The 16,922-nt window shown below is 68.3% G+C and carries 10 protein-coding genes; 4 read left to right on the forward strand and 6 right to left on the reverse strand.

Annotated elements, in window-relative coordinates; translation table 11 throughout:
• The first annotated feature begins 1 nt into the window (after position 1).
• The gene (locus tag ACFYRH_RS21510) at positions 2-478 is read left to right on the forward strand and encodes an HIT family protein (protein WP_387777783.1); all 477 of its coding nucleotides are present in this window, start codon (positions 2-4) and stop codon (positions 476-478) included.
• A gap of 748 nt (positions 479-1,226) precedes the next feature.
• On the opposite strand, the gene ACFYRH_RS21515 is transcribed toward ACFYRH_RS21510, so the two are convergent.
• From ACFYRH_RS21515 to ACFYRH_RS21535, 5 genes are all read right to left on the reverse strand, one after another.
• Positions 1,227-3,497, reverse strand: a complete 2,271-nt coding sequence (locus ACFYRH_RS21515; protein WP_387777786.1) for a DUF222 domain-containing protein — start codon at positions 3,495-3,497, stop codon at positions 1,227-1,229.
• Between the two features lie 65 nt (positions 3,498-3,562).
• Complete coding sequence (locus ACFYRH_RS21520; RefSeq protein ID WP_387777789.1) at positions 3,563-6,430, reverse strand: glycoside hydrolase family 2 TIM barrel-domain containing protein; 2,868 nt, start codon at positions 6,428-6,430, stop codon at positions 3,563-3,565.
• Positions 6,427-8,553 carry a beta-galactosidase gene (locus ACFYRH_RS21525; protein ID WP_387777792.1) on the reverse strand — a complete coding sequence of 709 codons (2,127 nt, stop codon included), beginning with the start codon at positions 8,551-8,553 and terminating at the stop codon, positions 6,427-6,429. Before ACFYRH_RS21525 ends, ACFYRH_RS21520 begins: the two co-directional genes overlap by 4 nt.
• A gap of 393 nt (positions 8,554-8,946) precedes the next feature.
• Positions 8,947-9,954, reverse strand: a complete 1,008-nt coding sequence (locus ACFYRH_RS21530) for a LacI family DNA-binding transcriptional regulator (protein ID WP_387777795.1) — start codon at positions 9,952-9,954, stop codon at positions 8,947-8,949.
• A gap of 25 nt (positions 9,955-9,979) precedes the next feature.
• Positions 9,980-11,368: a glycoside hydrolase family 28 protein gene (locus ACFYRH_RS21535; protein ID WP_387777798.1), complete on the reverse strand. Its 1,389-nt coding sequence runs from the start codon at positions 11,366-11,368 to the stop codon at positions 9,980-9,982.
• A 157-nt stretch (positions 11,369-11,525) separates the two neighbouring features.
• Here ACFYRH_RS21535 and ACFYRH_RS21540 point away from each other — a divergent pair, with 157 nt between their 5' ends.
• From ACFYRH_RS21540 to ACFYRH_RS21550, 3 genes are read left to right on the forward strand one after another with little or no spacing between them, the layout of a single operon-like run.
• Positions 11,526-12,962: a glycoside hydrolase family 28 protein gene (locus ACFYRH_RS21540; protein ID WP_387777801.1), complete on the forward strand. Its 1,437-nt coding sequence runs from the start codon at positions 11,526-11,528 to the stop codon at positions 12,960-12,962.
• Between the two features lie 11 nt (positions 12,963-12,973).
• Positions 12,974-14,413 carry a glycoside hydrolase family 28 protein gene (locus ACFYRH_RS21545; protein WP_387777804.1) on the forward strand — a complete coding sequence of 480 codons (1,440 nt, stop codon included), beginning with the start codon at positions 12,974-12,976 and terminating at the stop codon, positions 14,411-14,413.
• A complete protein-coding gene (locus ACFYRH_RS21550) occupies positions 14,410-15,690 on the forward strand; it encodes a glycoside hydrolase family 28 protein (protein ID WP_387777807.1) in 1,281 nt (426 codons plus the stop codon). The genes ACFYRH_RS21545 and ACFYRH_RS21550 overlap by 4 nt, the downstream gene beginning before the upstream one ends.
• Before the next feature lie 3 nt (positions 15,691-15,693).
• Here the strand turns inward: ACFYRH_RS21550 and ACFYRH_RS21555 are convergent, their stop codons facing one another.
• Positions 15,694-16,917, reverse strand: coding sequence for a hypothetical protein (locus tag ACFYRH_RS21555; protein WP_387777810.1), 1,224 nt, complete (start codon positions 16,915-16,917; stop codon positions 15,694-15,696).
• Positions 16,918-16,922 lie beyond the last annotated feature (5 nt).

Raw genomic sequence — 16,922 nt, forward strand, 5'->3', positions numbered from 1 at the left:
CATGTTCAACCACGCACCCCAGGACTACGACTGCCCCTTCTGCCGGCTCGCCGCCGGCGGAGAGGACCACCTGACGAGGCAACGCGACGTCGTACGCCGCACCGACGGCGCCCTCGCGTTCGTTGCCTCGCGGTGGTGGCCCAACAACCAGGGTCACGTCCTGGTCGTGCCAACCGCCCACCACGAGAATCTGTACGACCTGACCGCCGAATCCGGTCACGCCGTACAGGACCTGGTCCGCGAGATCGCCATAGCCATCCGCACCACCTATGACGGTTGCACCGGTACCTCCACCCGCCAACACAACGAACCCGCCGGCTACCAAGACGCGTGGCACTACCACGTCCACGTCTTCCCCCGCTACGAGTCCGACAACCTCTACAACAACCTCCCCCTCCCAACCCCCGCCACCCCCGAGTCCCGAACCCCCTACATCCACCAACTACTCAACTACTTCACCACCCCCAAACCCCAATAACAGCCACCCACCAATCCACCGCACAACCACCACCCCGCACCACCACCCCGCACCACCACCCCGCACCACCACCCCGCACCACCGCCCCGTCCCGCCCCACGTCAGCCGCAACCGCTCCACCCGAGCACCCCGCCAACACGCCGCAACCAGCCAGCCCACCCCACGCACACACAACCGCCTGGCAGGCCTCGCGGAACGTAGACCCAGACACGCGGCAGGAAGCCCAGCGGCAGAAACCCCAAGTCAGCCCCAACCGCTCCACCCGAGCACCCCGCCAACACGCCGCAACCGGCCAGCCCACCCTCGCACACACGACCGCCTGGCAGGCGTCGCGGGAACGTAGACCCAGACACGCGGCGGGAAGCCCAGTGGCAGCACCCCAATACCACTGGCCGCCCCCAACCCCGCGCCACAAGAACCCAGCGCCGCACAACAGGTGGCACCCCACCTCGCACAGCAGGCCGCACAGCACATCGCACAGCCGGTGGCACAGCAGGTGGCACAGCCTGTGGTGCATGGCGAATGGCACAGCCGATCGCGCGCGGCAGATAGCCCGCCGTTCGGGCGCAAGAACCCGGGAACTCACGGTCGATCGAGCTGCGTGTCTCCTGATCCGGGCACCTGACCGCTGACGTGGCATTCACCGCATGCCGCCGTACGCGCGCCTGTGGAGGCGCGAGTACGGCGGCGCTTGGCGGATCGTGGATGTGCTGGCCGCCCGGTCCCGCATCAGGCGCACGGCGACGGATCAGATTGTTGCGAAGGGCGGTGGATCTGCGGCAGACCGTGCTAGGTCGGCATTCAGTGCACCCGACGCACGTTGGGTGGGACCCCACAAGGCAAACCGTGCTGCTTCCGCGCGGGTCGCATCGTCGGCACACCATCGGCCGGTCCGCACAACCTGTTCGTTCGTGCGACCCGAGGTCGTCGCTTCGTTCTGCCTGGCAGGAGACGCGCCGAGAGCTGGCTCGACGCACGGCCCGGCGCACGGCTCGGCGCTTGGATCGGTGGGTGCGTTGGCGCACGAGTCCGCCCATGGCTCGGTCCACGGGTTGGCGCGTGGGTCGGTGCCTGAGTCGGCGGCTGAGTCGGCGGCTGAGTCGGCGGCTGAGTCGGCGGCTGAGTCGGCGGCTGGGTTGGCGCACAAGTCCGCGCACAGACCGGTCCGTGTGTTGGCGCGTGACTCGTTGCCTGGGTTGGCGCGTGACTCGGCGGCCGGATTGGGGCGTGGGTCGGTGCCTGAGTCGGCGTGCGACTCGGCGGCTAGACCGGTAGGTGGGTTCGCGCACAGACCCGTCCGTGCGTTGGCGCGTGACTCGTTGCCTGGATTGGCGCGTGACTCGTTGCCTGGGTAGGCGCGTGACTCGTTGCCTGGGTTGGCGCGTGACTCGGTGGCTGGGTTGGCGGGTGGGGCGGGGGCTGGGTTGGCGAGTGGGTCGGTAGCGGGTGAGGGGGTGGGGCGTGTTGGGGGTGGGGTGGTTCGGGTGGCGGGGTGGATGGGTGGTGGGGTGGCCCAGGGTGGGCGGGTGACGGTTACTTGGCCGTTGGTGATGGTGATGGTCCAGCGGCCGGCGTGGAGGTCTGTGTGGTGGCGACGGCAGAGGAGGGCCAGGTTCGAGATGCTGGTTTCGCCGCCGTCGATCCACGAGAGCAGGTGGTGTGCGTCGCACTGGATCGGCGGGGAGCCGCAGACTACGCAGCCTTTGTCGCGGGCGTTCAGGGCTTTGCGCATGGATCGGGTGACCAGGCGTTCCGAGCGGCCGACGTCCAGGGGTTCGGAGTTCGATCCGAGGACCAGGGGAATGATGTTGGCGTCGCAGGCCAGGCGCCGAATCGTGGCGGCCGACAGCCCGTCGCCGTACACGAGATCACCAACGGCGCCCGCGGTGGCGGCCTTCAGGTCCTCGAGGTCGATCGTCACGGTGATGTTGGCTTTTGCGCCGTACCCCGGCACTCGGCGGCCCGGCCCACCGGTACTGCACGATACCTGGGCCACATCACCACGCGACGACGCACCGGACGCTGCGTTGGACGGCAGATTGGACATCGCGTCCGACGATGCACCGAGCGCTGCGGTCGACGGCACATCGGTGTCGTACGGCAAGGTGTTGGTCGTGGGTCGGATCTGTGAAGTGCTGGTGCGGTTGAGTGCAGCGCCGGTTCCGGCGGGTGGTGCGGTGCGGGGCGGTGGGGTTCCGGTGTCCCAGGTTGTGGCGGCGGTGGTTAGGGCTGTGGTCAGGGCGTCGGCTTGGCGCTTTTCGCGGGGGCGAGGGTCTTGTTCGCCGTCGGTGGTTTTGTGAGGGCGGGCGCCGGCGTGGATGATCGCGCGGAGGAGTTCGGCGTTCTCGTTGGCCAGGTAGCCGCGGAACTTCACTCCGTTGTCGGCGGTGGAGAGGCTGAGGGACTCGCGCGCGTAGGCCCTGTGTTCTTCGGGTTCGGGGCCGTCTGAGTCCAGGAGGTCGCAGATCTTTCGGGCTGCGGTGCGAAGTTCGCGGGCTGAGAGGTGGCCGGCCAGGGATACCAGTTGCTGCTCGGCTACGTCCAGGTCCTCGACGGGCACTCGCGATCGCACTCGCTCCAGTGCGGAGACTATCGCGGCCGCCTGCGCCGGACGCATTAGTCGAACACCGTGCCCGGCACCTGCGTCGGAGTCGGCGGATGTGTCGGGGACAGCGGAAGTGTCCGCAGCTCCGTCGGTGTCGGTGGTGTTGTTGTCCGGTGCGGCAGGGGTTGGGATGCCGCCTTGTAGAGCGTTGGTGAGGGTGGGGTACTTCGGGAGAGCTCGGGAGAGGTGGACGTCTCGCCAGGCTTCGGTGCGGTCCAGGCGGTAGCGGAAGGCTAGGAGGTCCACGGCGTCGCGGGCGCCTAGTTCCTCGGCGTAGCCGGTGTCTTCTATGCGGGCTATTACTTGTAGACGGTAGGTCTGGAGCTGGGTGATCTGGGTGTCGAGCGCATCGAGGGTCGACAGGAGGTCGCTGCCTCCCATCGACCATGTCGGCCGCACACCCAGATCATCCATACCCACAACAGTAGACGTCACCACCGACAGTTTTCACGGACGGGAAACCCTTATAGCCAAAGGGATTACTTCGCCTGCTGGAAGGTCAGACCAAAGGTGTAGGGCGCGACTTCCAGCGTGTGCGCTGCGGTGGCGGCGGGGCCGCAGGAGGCGGACCCCAGGCCATTCTGGGCAAGATCGAGGTTGAGATAGATATGGTTGCGGGGGGTGAGGTCCGAGCGGTGGCGGGCATGTTCGAGGTCCTCGGTGCTCCAGCGGCGGGCGGTGAGCTGGAAGTACGGCGTACCTGTCACGCGTAGGCCGTTGCCTTCAGCATCGGTCAGCTCGGCCCAGCGGACGTCAGCGCGGGAGCCGTTCTCCTGCGGGACCACGTACGGCGTCTGCAGTTCGTCGACGGTGCGTTCGTAGCGGCCGACCCGGGCAGCTTCCCGACTGTCGGAGTACGCCTCGCCCGGACCGCCGCCGTACCACTGCACGTTCTCCAGCGCCTTCGGCAGAACCATCCGTACGCCGACTCGCGGCCAGCTGCCGCATCGCGGAGTGACTGCCGTACCGCCCCATTCCCCCTCTGGCACTACGTCGACCGTCAAGCGCAGGCCGGCGTCGACAGCAGTCCAGCGGTACGTCGTGCGCACGCTGACGCCCAGGCCTTCAGGAGCGACCCGCGTGTGCACCACCACCGAGCTGTCGGTGAGCTCCACGCCGTCAACACGTTCCAGCAAGCGGTCCAGCCCGGCAGCGCGCCACTCCTGGGTGACTCCGTTGCGGCCGCCCTGTCCGTTGTCATTGTCTGTGGGCGCGCGCCAGAGGTCCAGCCGTAGACCGTCCACTGGTTGTCCGAACAGTTGAGTCAGCCGGCCGGTACGTCGCTCGAACTCAGCGCCACCTAGTCGCACCGCATCCCCGTTCTCAACCACAACGTCCACTGGGCCGTCTGCACAGTCAGCGGGCGACGACAGCACAAACTGGCCCCACGCCACCTCATGTCCCGCGACTGCCCAGGCGGTGTCCTTCGCCAGCACCGCGCGCACAGTCAACAGCCGCTCAAAGGTGGAAACAGTCTCGTCTGTTGGTGACGGCAGCTCGACAGACTGCTCCGGGGCCAGCGCAGGGACCTCCAACCGCCCGGACTCCACCTCGACACCGTCGGCCGTGACCGACCAGAGGAACTCCAGGTCGTCCAGGCCGGCGAAGGTTCTGCGGTTCTGAATGGTGAGCGGGCTGGGTCCGGTGATGCGGACAGGTTCCAGGACCTTCTTGTACTCGAGCAGACCGGGCGACGGAGTGCGATCGGGGAAGAGGAGGCCGTCGATGCAGAAGTTGGTCCCGTGCAGGCGCTCCCCGAAGTCGCCGCCGTACACGTGATCCGTTGCGCCGGGCAACAGCAGGCCGTGGTCGATCCACTCCCAGAGGAAACCGCCCTGCAGCCGCGGATAGTGCTCCAGCACACGCTGGTACTCCGCCAGCCCGCCGGGACCGTTGCCCATGGCATGCGCGTACTCGGCGAGGATGAACGGCAAGGCCCGCCGGCGCGCCTCCAGCTCGGGGTGCTCGGCGGTCTCCTCCGGCACGTCCTCGGTGCGGGTCCCGATCGCCTCCAGGTCCTCGAGCGGCGGATACATCAGGCTGTAGAAGTCGGAGAACTCGTACGTCCGGTCGCGCTCGTAGAACACCGCCCGCTCCGGATCGCGCTGCCGCGTCCAGGCTGCCAGCGGGCCGAAGTTCTGCCCGCGGTGGCTCTCGTTGGCCAGCGACCAGATGACCACACTCGGATGGTTCTTGTCGCGTTCGACCATCCGCTGCATCCGGTCCAGCATCATCGGCGCCCAGTCCGGGTCGTCGGCCGGGTTGCCGCGCCAGTCGGTGTAGATGAAGCCGTGGGTCTCGATGTCGCACTCGTCGATGACCCACAGCCCGAACTCGTCGCAGAGATCCAGGAACGCCGGATGCGGTGGATAGTGGGCTGTGCGTACGGCGTTGATGTTGTACTGCTTCATCAGTACGACGTCCTGCCGCATCGCCTCGACCGTCATCGCGCGGCCGCGGCGCTCGTCGTGCTCGTGACGGTTCACCCCGCGGAAGAACAGCGGTTGCCCGTTCGCGGTGAACACTCCGTCCACGAGCTCGACGGTCCGGAACCCGATCCGCAGCTCGACCGTCTCCCCCGGCACCTCGACCGTCGCGTCGTACAGGCGAGGTACCTCGGCCGACCACGGCTCGACCGCGGCGATCGGAACGGTCACCTCGGGCTCCGCGACGATCCCGAGCTCGGGCACGCGGATCACGGCGTCCGGCACCGTCTCGACCCGCAGTGTGCCGGATCCGGTGCGGTGGTCGTACGACGCGTGCACGTACACGTCGTCGATCAGCGGTCGGGCAAGTAGCGTCACGTCGCGGAAGATGCCCGGGAGCCACCACATGTCCTGGTCCTCGAGGTACGAACCGGAAGACCACTGATGTACGCGCACGGCCAGCGAATTGCGTCCTGGGCGGAGCAGGTCACCGATCACGAACTCGCTCGGCAGTCGGCTGCCCTTCGCAGTCCCCGCCTCGACCCCGTTCACCCATACCTTGAAACACGAGTCGACACCCTCGAACCGCAGTACGGCGCCGTCCCGCGGCCAGTCCTCCGGTACGTCGAACCAGCGCACGTGATCGCCCGTCGGATTCGCGTCCGGGGTGTGCGGCGGATCGATCGGGAACGGGAACGCGGTGTTGGTATACCGGGGCCGCTCGTGGCTCTGCAGGACCCAGTGCCCGGGAACCTGTAGGTCGACCCAATCATCGCCGGCCTCCGGTATACCATCCGGCGCGCTGTCCCAGAGCTTGAAGTTCCAGCGACCATTCAGGCTGATCCGCGGCCGCGACGACCGCAACCAGGCCCGTGGCTCCCGCGCCCCGGTGCTCGGCGTCAGATCCTCGAAATACCTCACTGCGCCTCCTTGAACACCCGAACATCCCACGGCCCCAGCTCGACCTCGCCCACCTCACCCACCTCGCCCACCGCACCAACCGCACCCACCTCGCCCACTGCACCCACTGCACCCACTGCACCCACTGCACCAATCGCACCCACTGCACCAAGCGCACCGGCCGCCGCCTCCTGCGGTGGCTCGAGAGGTATCGGCGGAGTGAACGAGACCGGAATGGCGGACCAGTTATGGAGGAACCAGAGGCGTTCGCCCGCCGGGTTGACCGCTGAGAGGGCGGTGACCGACGGAGACCAAGGGCGGGATTCTCCGTACAGAGCTCCGGCGAGCTCCGCGTCTGGGACAGTGCCGACGTACGTGACCCGGCCGGCGCCGCAGGGCTTGGTGGTGACGATCGGGCGTTGTTCGCCGCCGGGATGGTCGTAGTTGGCGAGGACCTCGGCGTCGTCGACCAGGAGCGTCTCGGCCCATCGGGTCGCTCGGCCGGCCAAACCGCTCACCGGCAGATCCGCGCCCAGGTTCTCGAATTCCTGGTATACCAATCCAGCCGCCTCCCGCAGGCGCGGCGGCCCGTCCTCGACGCGCGGCCGCGCCTCCAAGTCGGCGTATCCCGTCCGCGGCCCGACGATCAGGTGCCCACCTGCCCGCGCGTACTCGACCAGCCGATCCAGCACCGCATCCGAGGCGACGTACAGCCCAGCGGCAACAACGACCGGAGCATCCAACGCCGCCTCGAGCCGCTCGACCGGCACCACCGCAGGTCGTAACCCGGCGTCCAGAATCCCCGCGTAGAAAGCACCAACGATCGTCCGGTACGACGCCTTGTCCGGTATACCACCCGCGGTCGCCAGCGGCGGCTGGAACTGCATCGCCCAGTCGCTCTCGTTCGACCACAGCACCGCGACGTCGACATCAGGCGTCAACCCGGCAATCGAGTCCCCCGCCGCGGCCAGCTCAGCCCCGAGACCGGCGATCTCTTGGTATACCCGCCCCGGCTGCAGACCGTGCCCGAGGATGCCGCCCCAGAACGTCTCCGCCCCGTGGTGAATCGAATGCCAGTGCCAGTACTCGACCATCCGCGCGCCCCGCGAGACCATCGCCCACGCGAGCTGCCGGAGCTGACCGTCGTACGGCGGCCGGTTCTCGTGGGATCCGCCGATCGACGTGGCATTCGTCTCGGTCACCAGGAACGGCTCGCCCCGCGACCCGTACATCCGATCCGCCGCGAGGAACAGCTCGGCCACCGACCGCCCGATCCACCCGTGCGTCAACCGCGACGGTGCCGCCGGCCGCGCCAGTCCGTCCTGCACGTCCACATAAATGTTGCCAGCCGCAACGTCCAACCCGGATGTCAGCGGTACGTCGGTCACCGCGGGCCGGTCGTACGCGAGACAGGTTGTCACGAACTGCCCCGGCCGCTGCAACGTCCGCACCAGTTCCGCCTGCCACCCGATGAACTCGGTGGTCCGCGAGGCCTGGAAGCGTCGCCAGGCCAGGTCGTACGACGGCGTACTGTTCCCGTCCGGCCGCCACAACTCCGACCAGTCGCTCAACCGATGCGACCAGTACGTCAGCCCCCACGCTTCGTTCAGCGCCTCGACATCGCCGTACTCACGTCGCAGACCGGCAACGAAAGACCCGAAGGCAGCGGCGTTGTGCGCGAGCAGCACACCCGGCTCGTTGTCGACCTGGTACCCGATGACGGCCGGATGGTCGCGGTACCGCTCCACGATCCGCCGCACCACCCGCTCCGCGTGGAACCGGAAGGCGGGCTGACCGTAGTCGATCTCCTGACGGATCCCCCACGGCACTGGTATACCGGTCCGTCGCTCGGCGGCGATCTCGGGATGTGCCCGTTGCAGCCACGGCGGTACGGCGTACGTCGGGGTCCCGAGGAGCACGCCGATCCCGCGGTCCTTCGCACCATCGAGTACCGGGCGGATCCACTCGAGGTCGAAGACACCGTCCCGCGGTTCCCAGGTCGACCAGACCGATTCACCGACACGGATCGCGGTGATCCCTGCCGCGACCATCAGATCCAGGTCGGTCTTGGTCCGGTCACCGAGCGGGCGCGGCAGGTACTCCGGGTAGTAGGCCGTCCCCAGCACGACATGTGGCGGCAGCATGCGCCAACGCTAACCGACACCACATCACTCGTGCAATCGTTTGCACGCAGAGACTTCTCACCGCGAGTCAGCTCCGTTGGTGGTGGAGAGGTGCACGCCCGCTCGTGGTGGAGAGGTGGACGCCCGCTCGCGGTGGAGACAGGCACACACCCGCTCGTGGTGGAGACAGGTGCACGGCCGTTGGTGGTGGAGACACGCGCACACCCGCTCGCGGTCGAGACCCGCGCACACCCGCTCGTGGTCGAGACAGATGCACGGCCTCTCGTGGTAGAGGCGCACGCCCGCTCGTGGTCGAGACACGCGCACACCCGCTCATGGCGGAGACAAGCGGACACCTGCTCGTGGTGGAGTCGGGGCGCGGGGTGGCCGGCGTGGGTTCTTTGGTGTGCGGCTTCAGCTGGCGCGGATGCGTGCGCGTCGTCGGACCGGCCCGGTGCTCGCCCGCAGCACCAGCTCCGGTGTGAGCAGATCGGGCGCCGGCCACTCCGCACCACCGAGCCGCGCGGTGAGCTGCTCCCACGCCAGCTCGCCCAGCCTCGCGCGCTCGTTCCGCAAGGAGGTCAACGGCGGCCGCGAGTACGCCGCGATCGGGATGTCGTCGTACGACGCGACCGACAGCTCGGCCGGCACCTCGACGCCGTTGTCGTACATCCAGCTCAGCAGTCCGATCCCCACCAGGTCGTTGAACGTGATGACGGCGGTCGCCCGGCTGCGCAGCACGGTCGGCCCGGCATCGTACCCGTGGTTCCCGGACCAGCCGCCGTCGATCTCGTCGAGCGTGACATCGAGCGAGCGCGCGGTACGCCGCAAGGTCCGGCGCCGCTCGCCGTCGGACCAGGAGGTCGCGGGACCACCGACGTACAACACCCGTCGGTGGCCTAGACCGGTGAGGTGTTCCAGCAGCAGGCGGCTCGCGGCGCGGTAGTCGATCGCGACCACACCCGCGTTCTTCACGGTGCGGTTGATGCACACCACCGGCACCGGCTGCGCGAGCGCCTTCTCCAGACCGGCGCGGGTGAGCCGCGAACTGCAGAGCACCAGCGCGCCTGAGTAGTCGACGAGCTCGTCGACGAGCCGCAGCTCCTCCGCCGGATCCTCGCTGCTCTCACCGATCAGCAGCCGGTAACCACCCGCCCGCGCCGCCGCGTTCAGCCCCTTCAGCACCTCGGAGAAGAACGGGTTCGTGAGGTCGGGCACCGTGACGCCGACCGTCAGCGGACGGCCGAGTTTGAACTCCTGCGCGCGCTTGTCCGCCCGGTACCCGAGCTGGCCGGCCACGGCCCGCACATGCGCGACCACCTCGGGCGAGATCAGGTCGGACCCGTTCAGCGCTCGCGACACCGTGGAGACCGAGGTGCCGGCCTGCTTCGCCACGTCGATCAACCGAACGCGTTCCGCCACTGTCGTCCCCTAAGCCCGATTTTCTCTAGGTCTGGCCGATCCGCACGTTCCGGACCGTGACGTCGTCGGCGTACTGTACGACAGCTTCCGCCGCCACCTCGTCGAACCGGCTGTTGGTGATCGCCACGGCCCGAATATGCTGCGTCTCCGCCCCCACGACGCGGTACGCCCGCTCGGCCCGGGCCACCCGGACCCGGTCGAAACGGATGTCGCGCACATCGGGGAACAACGTCTGGTCGCCACCACCCTGGTAGCTGAAGGTGATTTCCAAAGGACGATACATCCAGGCGCCCGAATCCACGTCGCGGACATCGACATTGTGCACATAGCCACCGCGTGTCGACGTGGACTTCACACACAGCAGCCACTGCAGGTACGCCTCCTCCGCCACCGGGTCGGCCGGCGCGCGCAACCGGCGGACGAACACGTCCTCGACACCGCCGCTCAACTCGCTGCCGACCGCGACCGCAGCACCGCCGCTGACGAACGTGCAGTCCTCGACGATGATCCCCTTCGACGGCAGTCCGAGCCGGCGGCCGTCGGCGTCCCGGCCGGACTTGATCGCGATGCAGTCGTCGTGCGTCGCGAAGGTGCAGTCCCGGATCAGCACGTCGGTGCAGGACTCCGGGTCGCAGCCGTCACCGTTCGGGCCGAGGTTGTGCACGGTCACGCCCTGCACGGTGACGTTGCGGCACTCGAGCGGGTGGATCGTCCACATCGGCGAGTCCTTGACGGTCACACCCTCGATCAGCACGTTCGTGCAGCGGAACGGCTGGATGAAGCTCGGGCGCAGGTAGTGCCCCTCGCCGAACACCCGCTGCTCGACCGGGACCTGCTCGTTGTTCAGACGTTCGAGTTCGGCCCAGTCGGCGCGCTGGTTCGGCAGACCGGAGTGCCAGCCGTACTGACCGCTGCCGATGAGGTACCACCAGTGCTCGTTGTCGCCGGCACCGTCGAGCACGCCCTTGCCGGTGATGCCGATGTCGGTCTGGCCCTCGGCGCGGATCAGCGAGGAGTAGTTGTACACCTCCACGCTCTGCCAGCGCGTTCGCACCACCGGCAGGTACGCCGCGGGGTCGGTGCTGAACCGCAGCGTCGCCCCCTCCTCCAGGTGCAGATCGACGTGACTCAGCAGGTTGATCGCACCGGTCTGCCACAGCCCGGCCGGTACGACGACATGCCCGCCGCCGGCGTCGTGGCAGGCAGCGACCGCAGCCGCGATCCCAGCGGTCGCGTCGTCGGGCGTGGCGCCGTACGCGGTGATCGGGAACCAGGCGTCGCGGAACCGCGGCGGCCGGATCCGGGACCGCACCAAACCTTCAGCACCCGGATCGGCGGCCGCCGGCAGGCCGATGCCTGCAGCAACCACTCCACCGAGGCCGGCACCGAGCAGGAGACGACGGCTGGGACGCATGGGCGGGGCCCCTTCCTGAGGACGATTGGGTAAACCTTTGCCCGCAAGTATCCAAGAGATTCCGGGCCGGTCAAGAGTTCGCCCGCATCAGCCGTTGACACACCGGCGCACGGCGGGCACGATCGGTTGCAATCGTTTGCACGCTAGGAGGTCGCGGATGACCGCCCCTGTTCGTCGCCGTACTGTCCTGTTCGCCGGCGGAGCGCTCGCCCTGATCGGCGGCGGCACCGCCCCGGCCGCCGCCGGCCCTGCGCCGGGCGCTGAACCGGACCCTGCGACAGGCCCCGCTCCGAGCGCCGCCCCGGATGCGCAAGTGGCAGCGATCCTCCGCCGGATCACACCGCCACGGTTCCCGGACCGCTGGTTCGACATCACCGACTTCGGTGCCGTCGGCGACGACGCGACGGACTGTACGGCGGCCATCCGCGCAGCGATCGAGACCTGTCACCGGCGTGGCGGCGGGCATGTCGTCGTACCGGCGGGTGACTACCGGACTGGCGCGGTACACCTGCTGAGCCAGGTCGACCTGCATCTCGAGGACGGTGCGCGGCTGGCGTTCAGTCAGGAGCCGTCGGCGTACCTGCCGGTCGTGCCGACGCGGTACGAGGGGACGGAGTGCTACAACTACTCCGCTTTCGTGTACGCGTACGGTCAGCGCGACATCGCGGTCACAGGCGCCGGAGTGCTCGACGGCAGGGCCGATGCGACGCACTGGTGGGACTGGACCGGCGGACCGCCGCCGAACGAAGGCCCCGACAAGACGCTGCTGATCCAGATGGCCGCGTCGGGTGTGCCGGTCGAGGAGCGGGTGTTCGGTGACGGACACTACCTGCGGCCGAACCTGCTCCAGTTCAACCGCTGCGAGAACGTGCTGCTCGACGGTGTGACCGTGAAGGACTCGCCGATGTGGAACATCCACCCGGTGCTGTGCCGAAACGTCACGATCCGCGGTGTCACCGTCGACAGCCCGGACGGGCCGAACAACGACGGCATCGACCCGGAGTCGTGCACCGACGTGCTGATCGAGAACTGCACGATCTCGACCGGTGACGACTGCATCGCGTTCAAGTCCGGCAAGGATGCGGACGGCCGCCGGGTGAACGTTCCCGCGCGGTACGCCGTCGTGCGGAACTGCGAGATGGCCGACGGGAACGGCGGCGTGACGGCCGGCAGCGAGACCAGCGGCGGTGTGACGGACATCTTCGTCCGGGACTGCACGATGAGCAGTCCGCACCTCGAGCGGGCGATCCGGATCAAGTCCAACCCGGACCGCGGCGGCACGATCGCGAACATCGACGTACGCCGGGTCACGGTCGGGCAGGCCGCGGACTCGGCGATCGAGATCGTGCTCAACTACGCCAACGTCACGACCGGCCCGTACCCGCCGGACGTGCACGGCATCACGATCAGCCAGCTCACCGTGGCGTCCGCGCCACGCGCCCTGAACCTGCTCGGCCTCGCCGACGACCCGCTGCGCGACATCCAGCTGCACCAGTGCCGCTTCGACGCGATCACCGACGACAACGTGATCCAGAACGTCGAGGGTCTGCGCCTGGACCAGGTCTGGATCAACGGCGCGCGCGTCGACAACTGAAGGAGCCTGTCATGGACCACCTGAGCCGCAAGAACTTCCTGCGCCTCGGCGCCGGCGCCGCCCTCGCCCCGACCGCCGCGTCCCTGCTCCCCGAAACCGCCTCGGCGGTCACCTCGGCCGAAACCGCCTGGGCCGAGGCCGCGCCAGGCGATCCGGGTCCGGGCTGGGGCAAGGTCGGTGACATCCTCGCGAACACCCGCCCACCGCAGTTCCGCCCGCGCGACTTCTCCATCACCAGCTTCGGCGCGGTCGCCGACGGCAAGACCCTGGCGACCGACGCGATCGCGAAGGCCATCGACGCGTGTCACCGCGCCGGCGGCGGGCGGGTCGTCGTACCGGCGGGAACCTTCCTGACCGGCGCGATCCACCTCGAGTCGAACGTCAACCTGTTCGTCTCGGCCGGCGCGACGCTGCTGTTCAGCACGAATCCCGACGACTTCCTCCCGGTCGTGCTGACCCGGTTCGAAGGCGCCGAGTGCATGAACTACTCGCCGCTCATCTACGCCCGCGACTGCGAGAACATCGCCGTCACCGGCTCCGGGACCCTCGACGGCGGCGCGACCTGGGACAACTGGTGGTCCTGGGTCACCCCGTCCGGCCCGGACGCGCAGGCGCTGCAGCAGATGGCGGCCGACGGCGTACCGGTGACCGAGCGAGTATTCGGCGCCGGGCACCACCTGCGTGCGGCGTTCATCGAGACCCAGTCCTGCCGCAACGTGCTGATCGAGGACGTCACGATCCTGCGGTCGCCGTTCTGGGAGATCCACCCGGTGCTGTCCCGCAACATCACCGTCCGCGGGATCCACATCGACAGCCGCGGGCCGAACAACGACGGCATCGATCCCGAGAGCTCGCAGTACGTGCACATCCAGGACTGCACGCTGGACTGCGGCGACGACTGCATCGCGATCAAGTCCGGGCGCGGCGCCGACGGCCTGCGGATCAACGTGCCGTCGGAGAACATCCTGATCGAGAACTGCACGCTGAACATCCGGTACGGCGCGATCACCATCGGCAGCGAGATGACCGGCGGTGTCCGGAACGTGTTCGTCCGCAACTGCACGATCGGCAGCCCGAACCTGTACTTCGGCCTGTACATCAAGACGAACTCGGTGCGCGGCGGGTTCGCGGAGAACATCTACCTCCGTGACCTGGAGATCTCGAACCTCACGAAGGAAGTCGTGTCCTGCAACTTCTACCGCAGCGAGGGTGACGTCGGGCCGCTGACGCCGCGGGTGCGGAACGTCGAGCTCCGGAACGTCAACGTCGGGCACGCCCGGAACGCGTTCTCGATCTTCGGGTACCCGCGCTCACCGATCCAGGACTTCCGGCTGATCGACTGCACGTACACCAGCATCGACGCGGCCAGCTCGATCCAGGACACCGACCTGACGTTCCGGAACTTCACCGTCAACGGCAAGGTCATCACCGACGCGAGCCAGCTCACGTGACGGATACGCCCGGCTGGCCGGACGCCGACCGTATCCGGGCCGACGTCCGGCCACCTGTCTTCCCCGCCGTCGACTTCCCGATCACGTCGTACGGCGCGACCTCGGCCGACGCCGGTCCAGGGATCGCGGCCGCCGTCGAAGCGTGCAACGCGTCCGGTGGTGGCCGTGTCGTCGTGCCTCCGGGTTCTTGGCATACCGGCGCGATCCGCCTGCGATCGTCTGTCGAACTCCATGTCTCCGAGGGTGCGACGCTCCTCTTCAGTACCGATCCGGCGGACTACCTCCCGGTGGTCGAGACCCGCTACGAGGGGCTCGAAGTCCTCAACCACTCCCCGATGATCTACGCGGACGGCTGCACCGACATCGCGATCACCGGGACCGGCACGCTCGACGGGCAGGGCTCGTGGGACAGCTGGTGGCAGTGGTTCCACGAGTGCGACGAGGAGTTCAAGGTCCTGCGGGAGCAGAGCTTCTTCGGCGTACCACTCGCGGACCGCATCGCCGGCCGGCGGCTGCGCTCGAGCTTCGTCCAGCCGTTCAACTGCACGAACGTGCTGATCGAGGGCGTCACCGTCGTCCGCTCGCCGTTCTGGCAGATCCATCCGGTGCTGTGCCGCAACGTCACCATCCGCGACGTCGTGATCGACTCCCAGGGCCCGAACAACGACGGCATCGACCTCGAGTCGTGCCGTTCGGTCGTGGTCAGCGGGTGCGTGATCGACGCCGGCGACGACTGCATCGCGCTCAAGTCCGGGCGCGAGGCCGACGGTCTGCGGGTCGACGTACCCACGGAGGACGTGCTGATCGAGGACTGCGAGCTGCGGGTCAAGTACGGCGCGATCACGCTCGGCTCGGACCTGACCGGCGGGATCCGGAACGTCTACGTGCGCAACTGCCGGATCGGCGGTCCGTACTTCGCCCTGTACATCAAGACGAACTCGGTGCGCGGCGGATTCGTGGAGAACGTGTATCTCCGCGACGTCACCGTCACGAACGTGCTGAAGGAAGTTGTCCAGTGCAACTTCCATCGCGGCGAGGGCGACACCGGCCCGCTCACCCCGCGGGTCCGCAACGTCGAACTGCGCGACGTCAAGGTCGAGCAGGCCCGGAACGCGCTGCTGCTCCGCGGTTACCGTCGCTCACGGATCGAGGACTTCCGTCTGGTGGACTGTGACTTCACGGTCGCCCAGCCCAGCACCGTGCAGCACACGGCGCTGAGCTTCGACGGCGTCACGGTCAACGGGCATCCGGTGAAGGACGTCCACCAGATCCGCTGATCGTCACGGCAGGTGCGCGCAGTGTACGTCGAGGTCCCACAGGATCACCGACAGCGCGTACGGGCTGATCGTGTGCTCCTGATGGGTGGCGTCCTCGAGCAGCTCCCAGTGCCCGTTCGACTCGTTGCTGACCGCATCCGTCCCGATCACCGCGATCCGCTGCCGTACCACCGCCTCGTACGACCGATGCCCGACGCCGTTGAAACAGCAGTCGTCGAACCGGTTGAGGATCTGCATCTGCCGGCGGTTCTTCCCGACCGACGCCAGCGCGTAGAAGTCCGGGAAATCCGCCGGCCCGTAGAACCCGGGCTGCATGTCCAGTCGCTGCTCCCAGTCACCGCGCGTCGGGCTCGGCTTCGGCGACCCCGGCCGCACGAAGAACGGCAGCGACCCGGCCGTCGGGTACGAGCGCGTGATCCGCGTGTCCAGGGCGGGGTACACCGTCGTCGCCCAGCCGCCGCCGGACAGCCCGACCATCTGCACCGACGACGGCCGGTACGTCGCCTGCACGTAGTTCATCGCCACGGACAGCGGCTCCAGGAACAGCGCGAGCGGCGAGTACGTGTCCGAGGCCCACTGTGGCAGGTCGTTGTGCGACGGCTGCAGCTGCTTGCTCGGGTCGGCCGGGTCCTGCAGCGTCTTCGGGTTCCAGTGGTAGAACGGCATCGCGAACAGCAGCACCGTGTATCCGTGGTCGAGCAATCCCTGCGCGACCCGCTGCATCGTGTCCAGACCCTCACCATGACCGTTGTGGTAGAACGCGACCCGCCGGTGCGTGCTCTGGGTCGGCTCCAGCACGAAGACGGTCGAGACGTACCCGAACCGCATCGCCACCTCGAGCTTGTCGTACCGCCGTACGCCGGTGAACGCGGGCAGCTCAACCGGCACCCCGACATCCCGCCGTACCGTCGGCAGGCCGGTCGGCAGCACGCCGGTGTCCTTGAACACCTGCGCGACGAGCTGCGGCCGCAGCGCGTCGGCGTCGGCCGCCGTGTGGATCTTCATCAGATCCTCGACGTCGACCCCGACGACAACCTGCGGCAGGGTCTTGTACGTCGCGGCGTGGGCGGCCGCGATCTCGGCGTTCACCGGTGCGACGGGGCGCGGTGCCGGATGTGGCTGCACTCCGCCGGCCGGCGTGTCAGTGGCGGACGCTGTCAGGGGCCATCCGGTCGCGCTCACGGCGAGGGCACCTCCGAGGACGGTCCGACGGTTGACGTTCTTCATCTTGG

This window comes from Kribbella sp. NPDC004875 (assembly GCF_042873375.1).
GTDB lineage: Bacteria > Actinomycetota > Actinomycetes > Propionibacteriales > Kribbellaceae > Kribbella.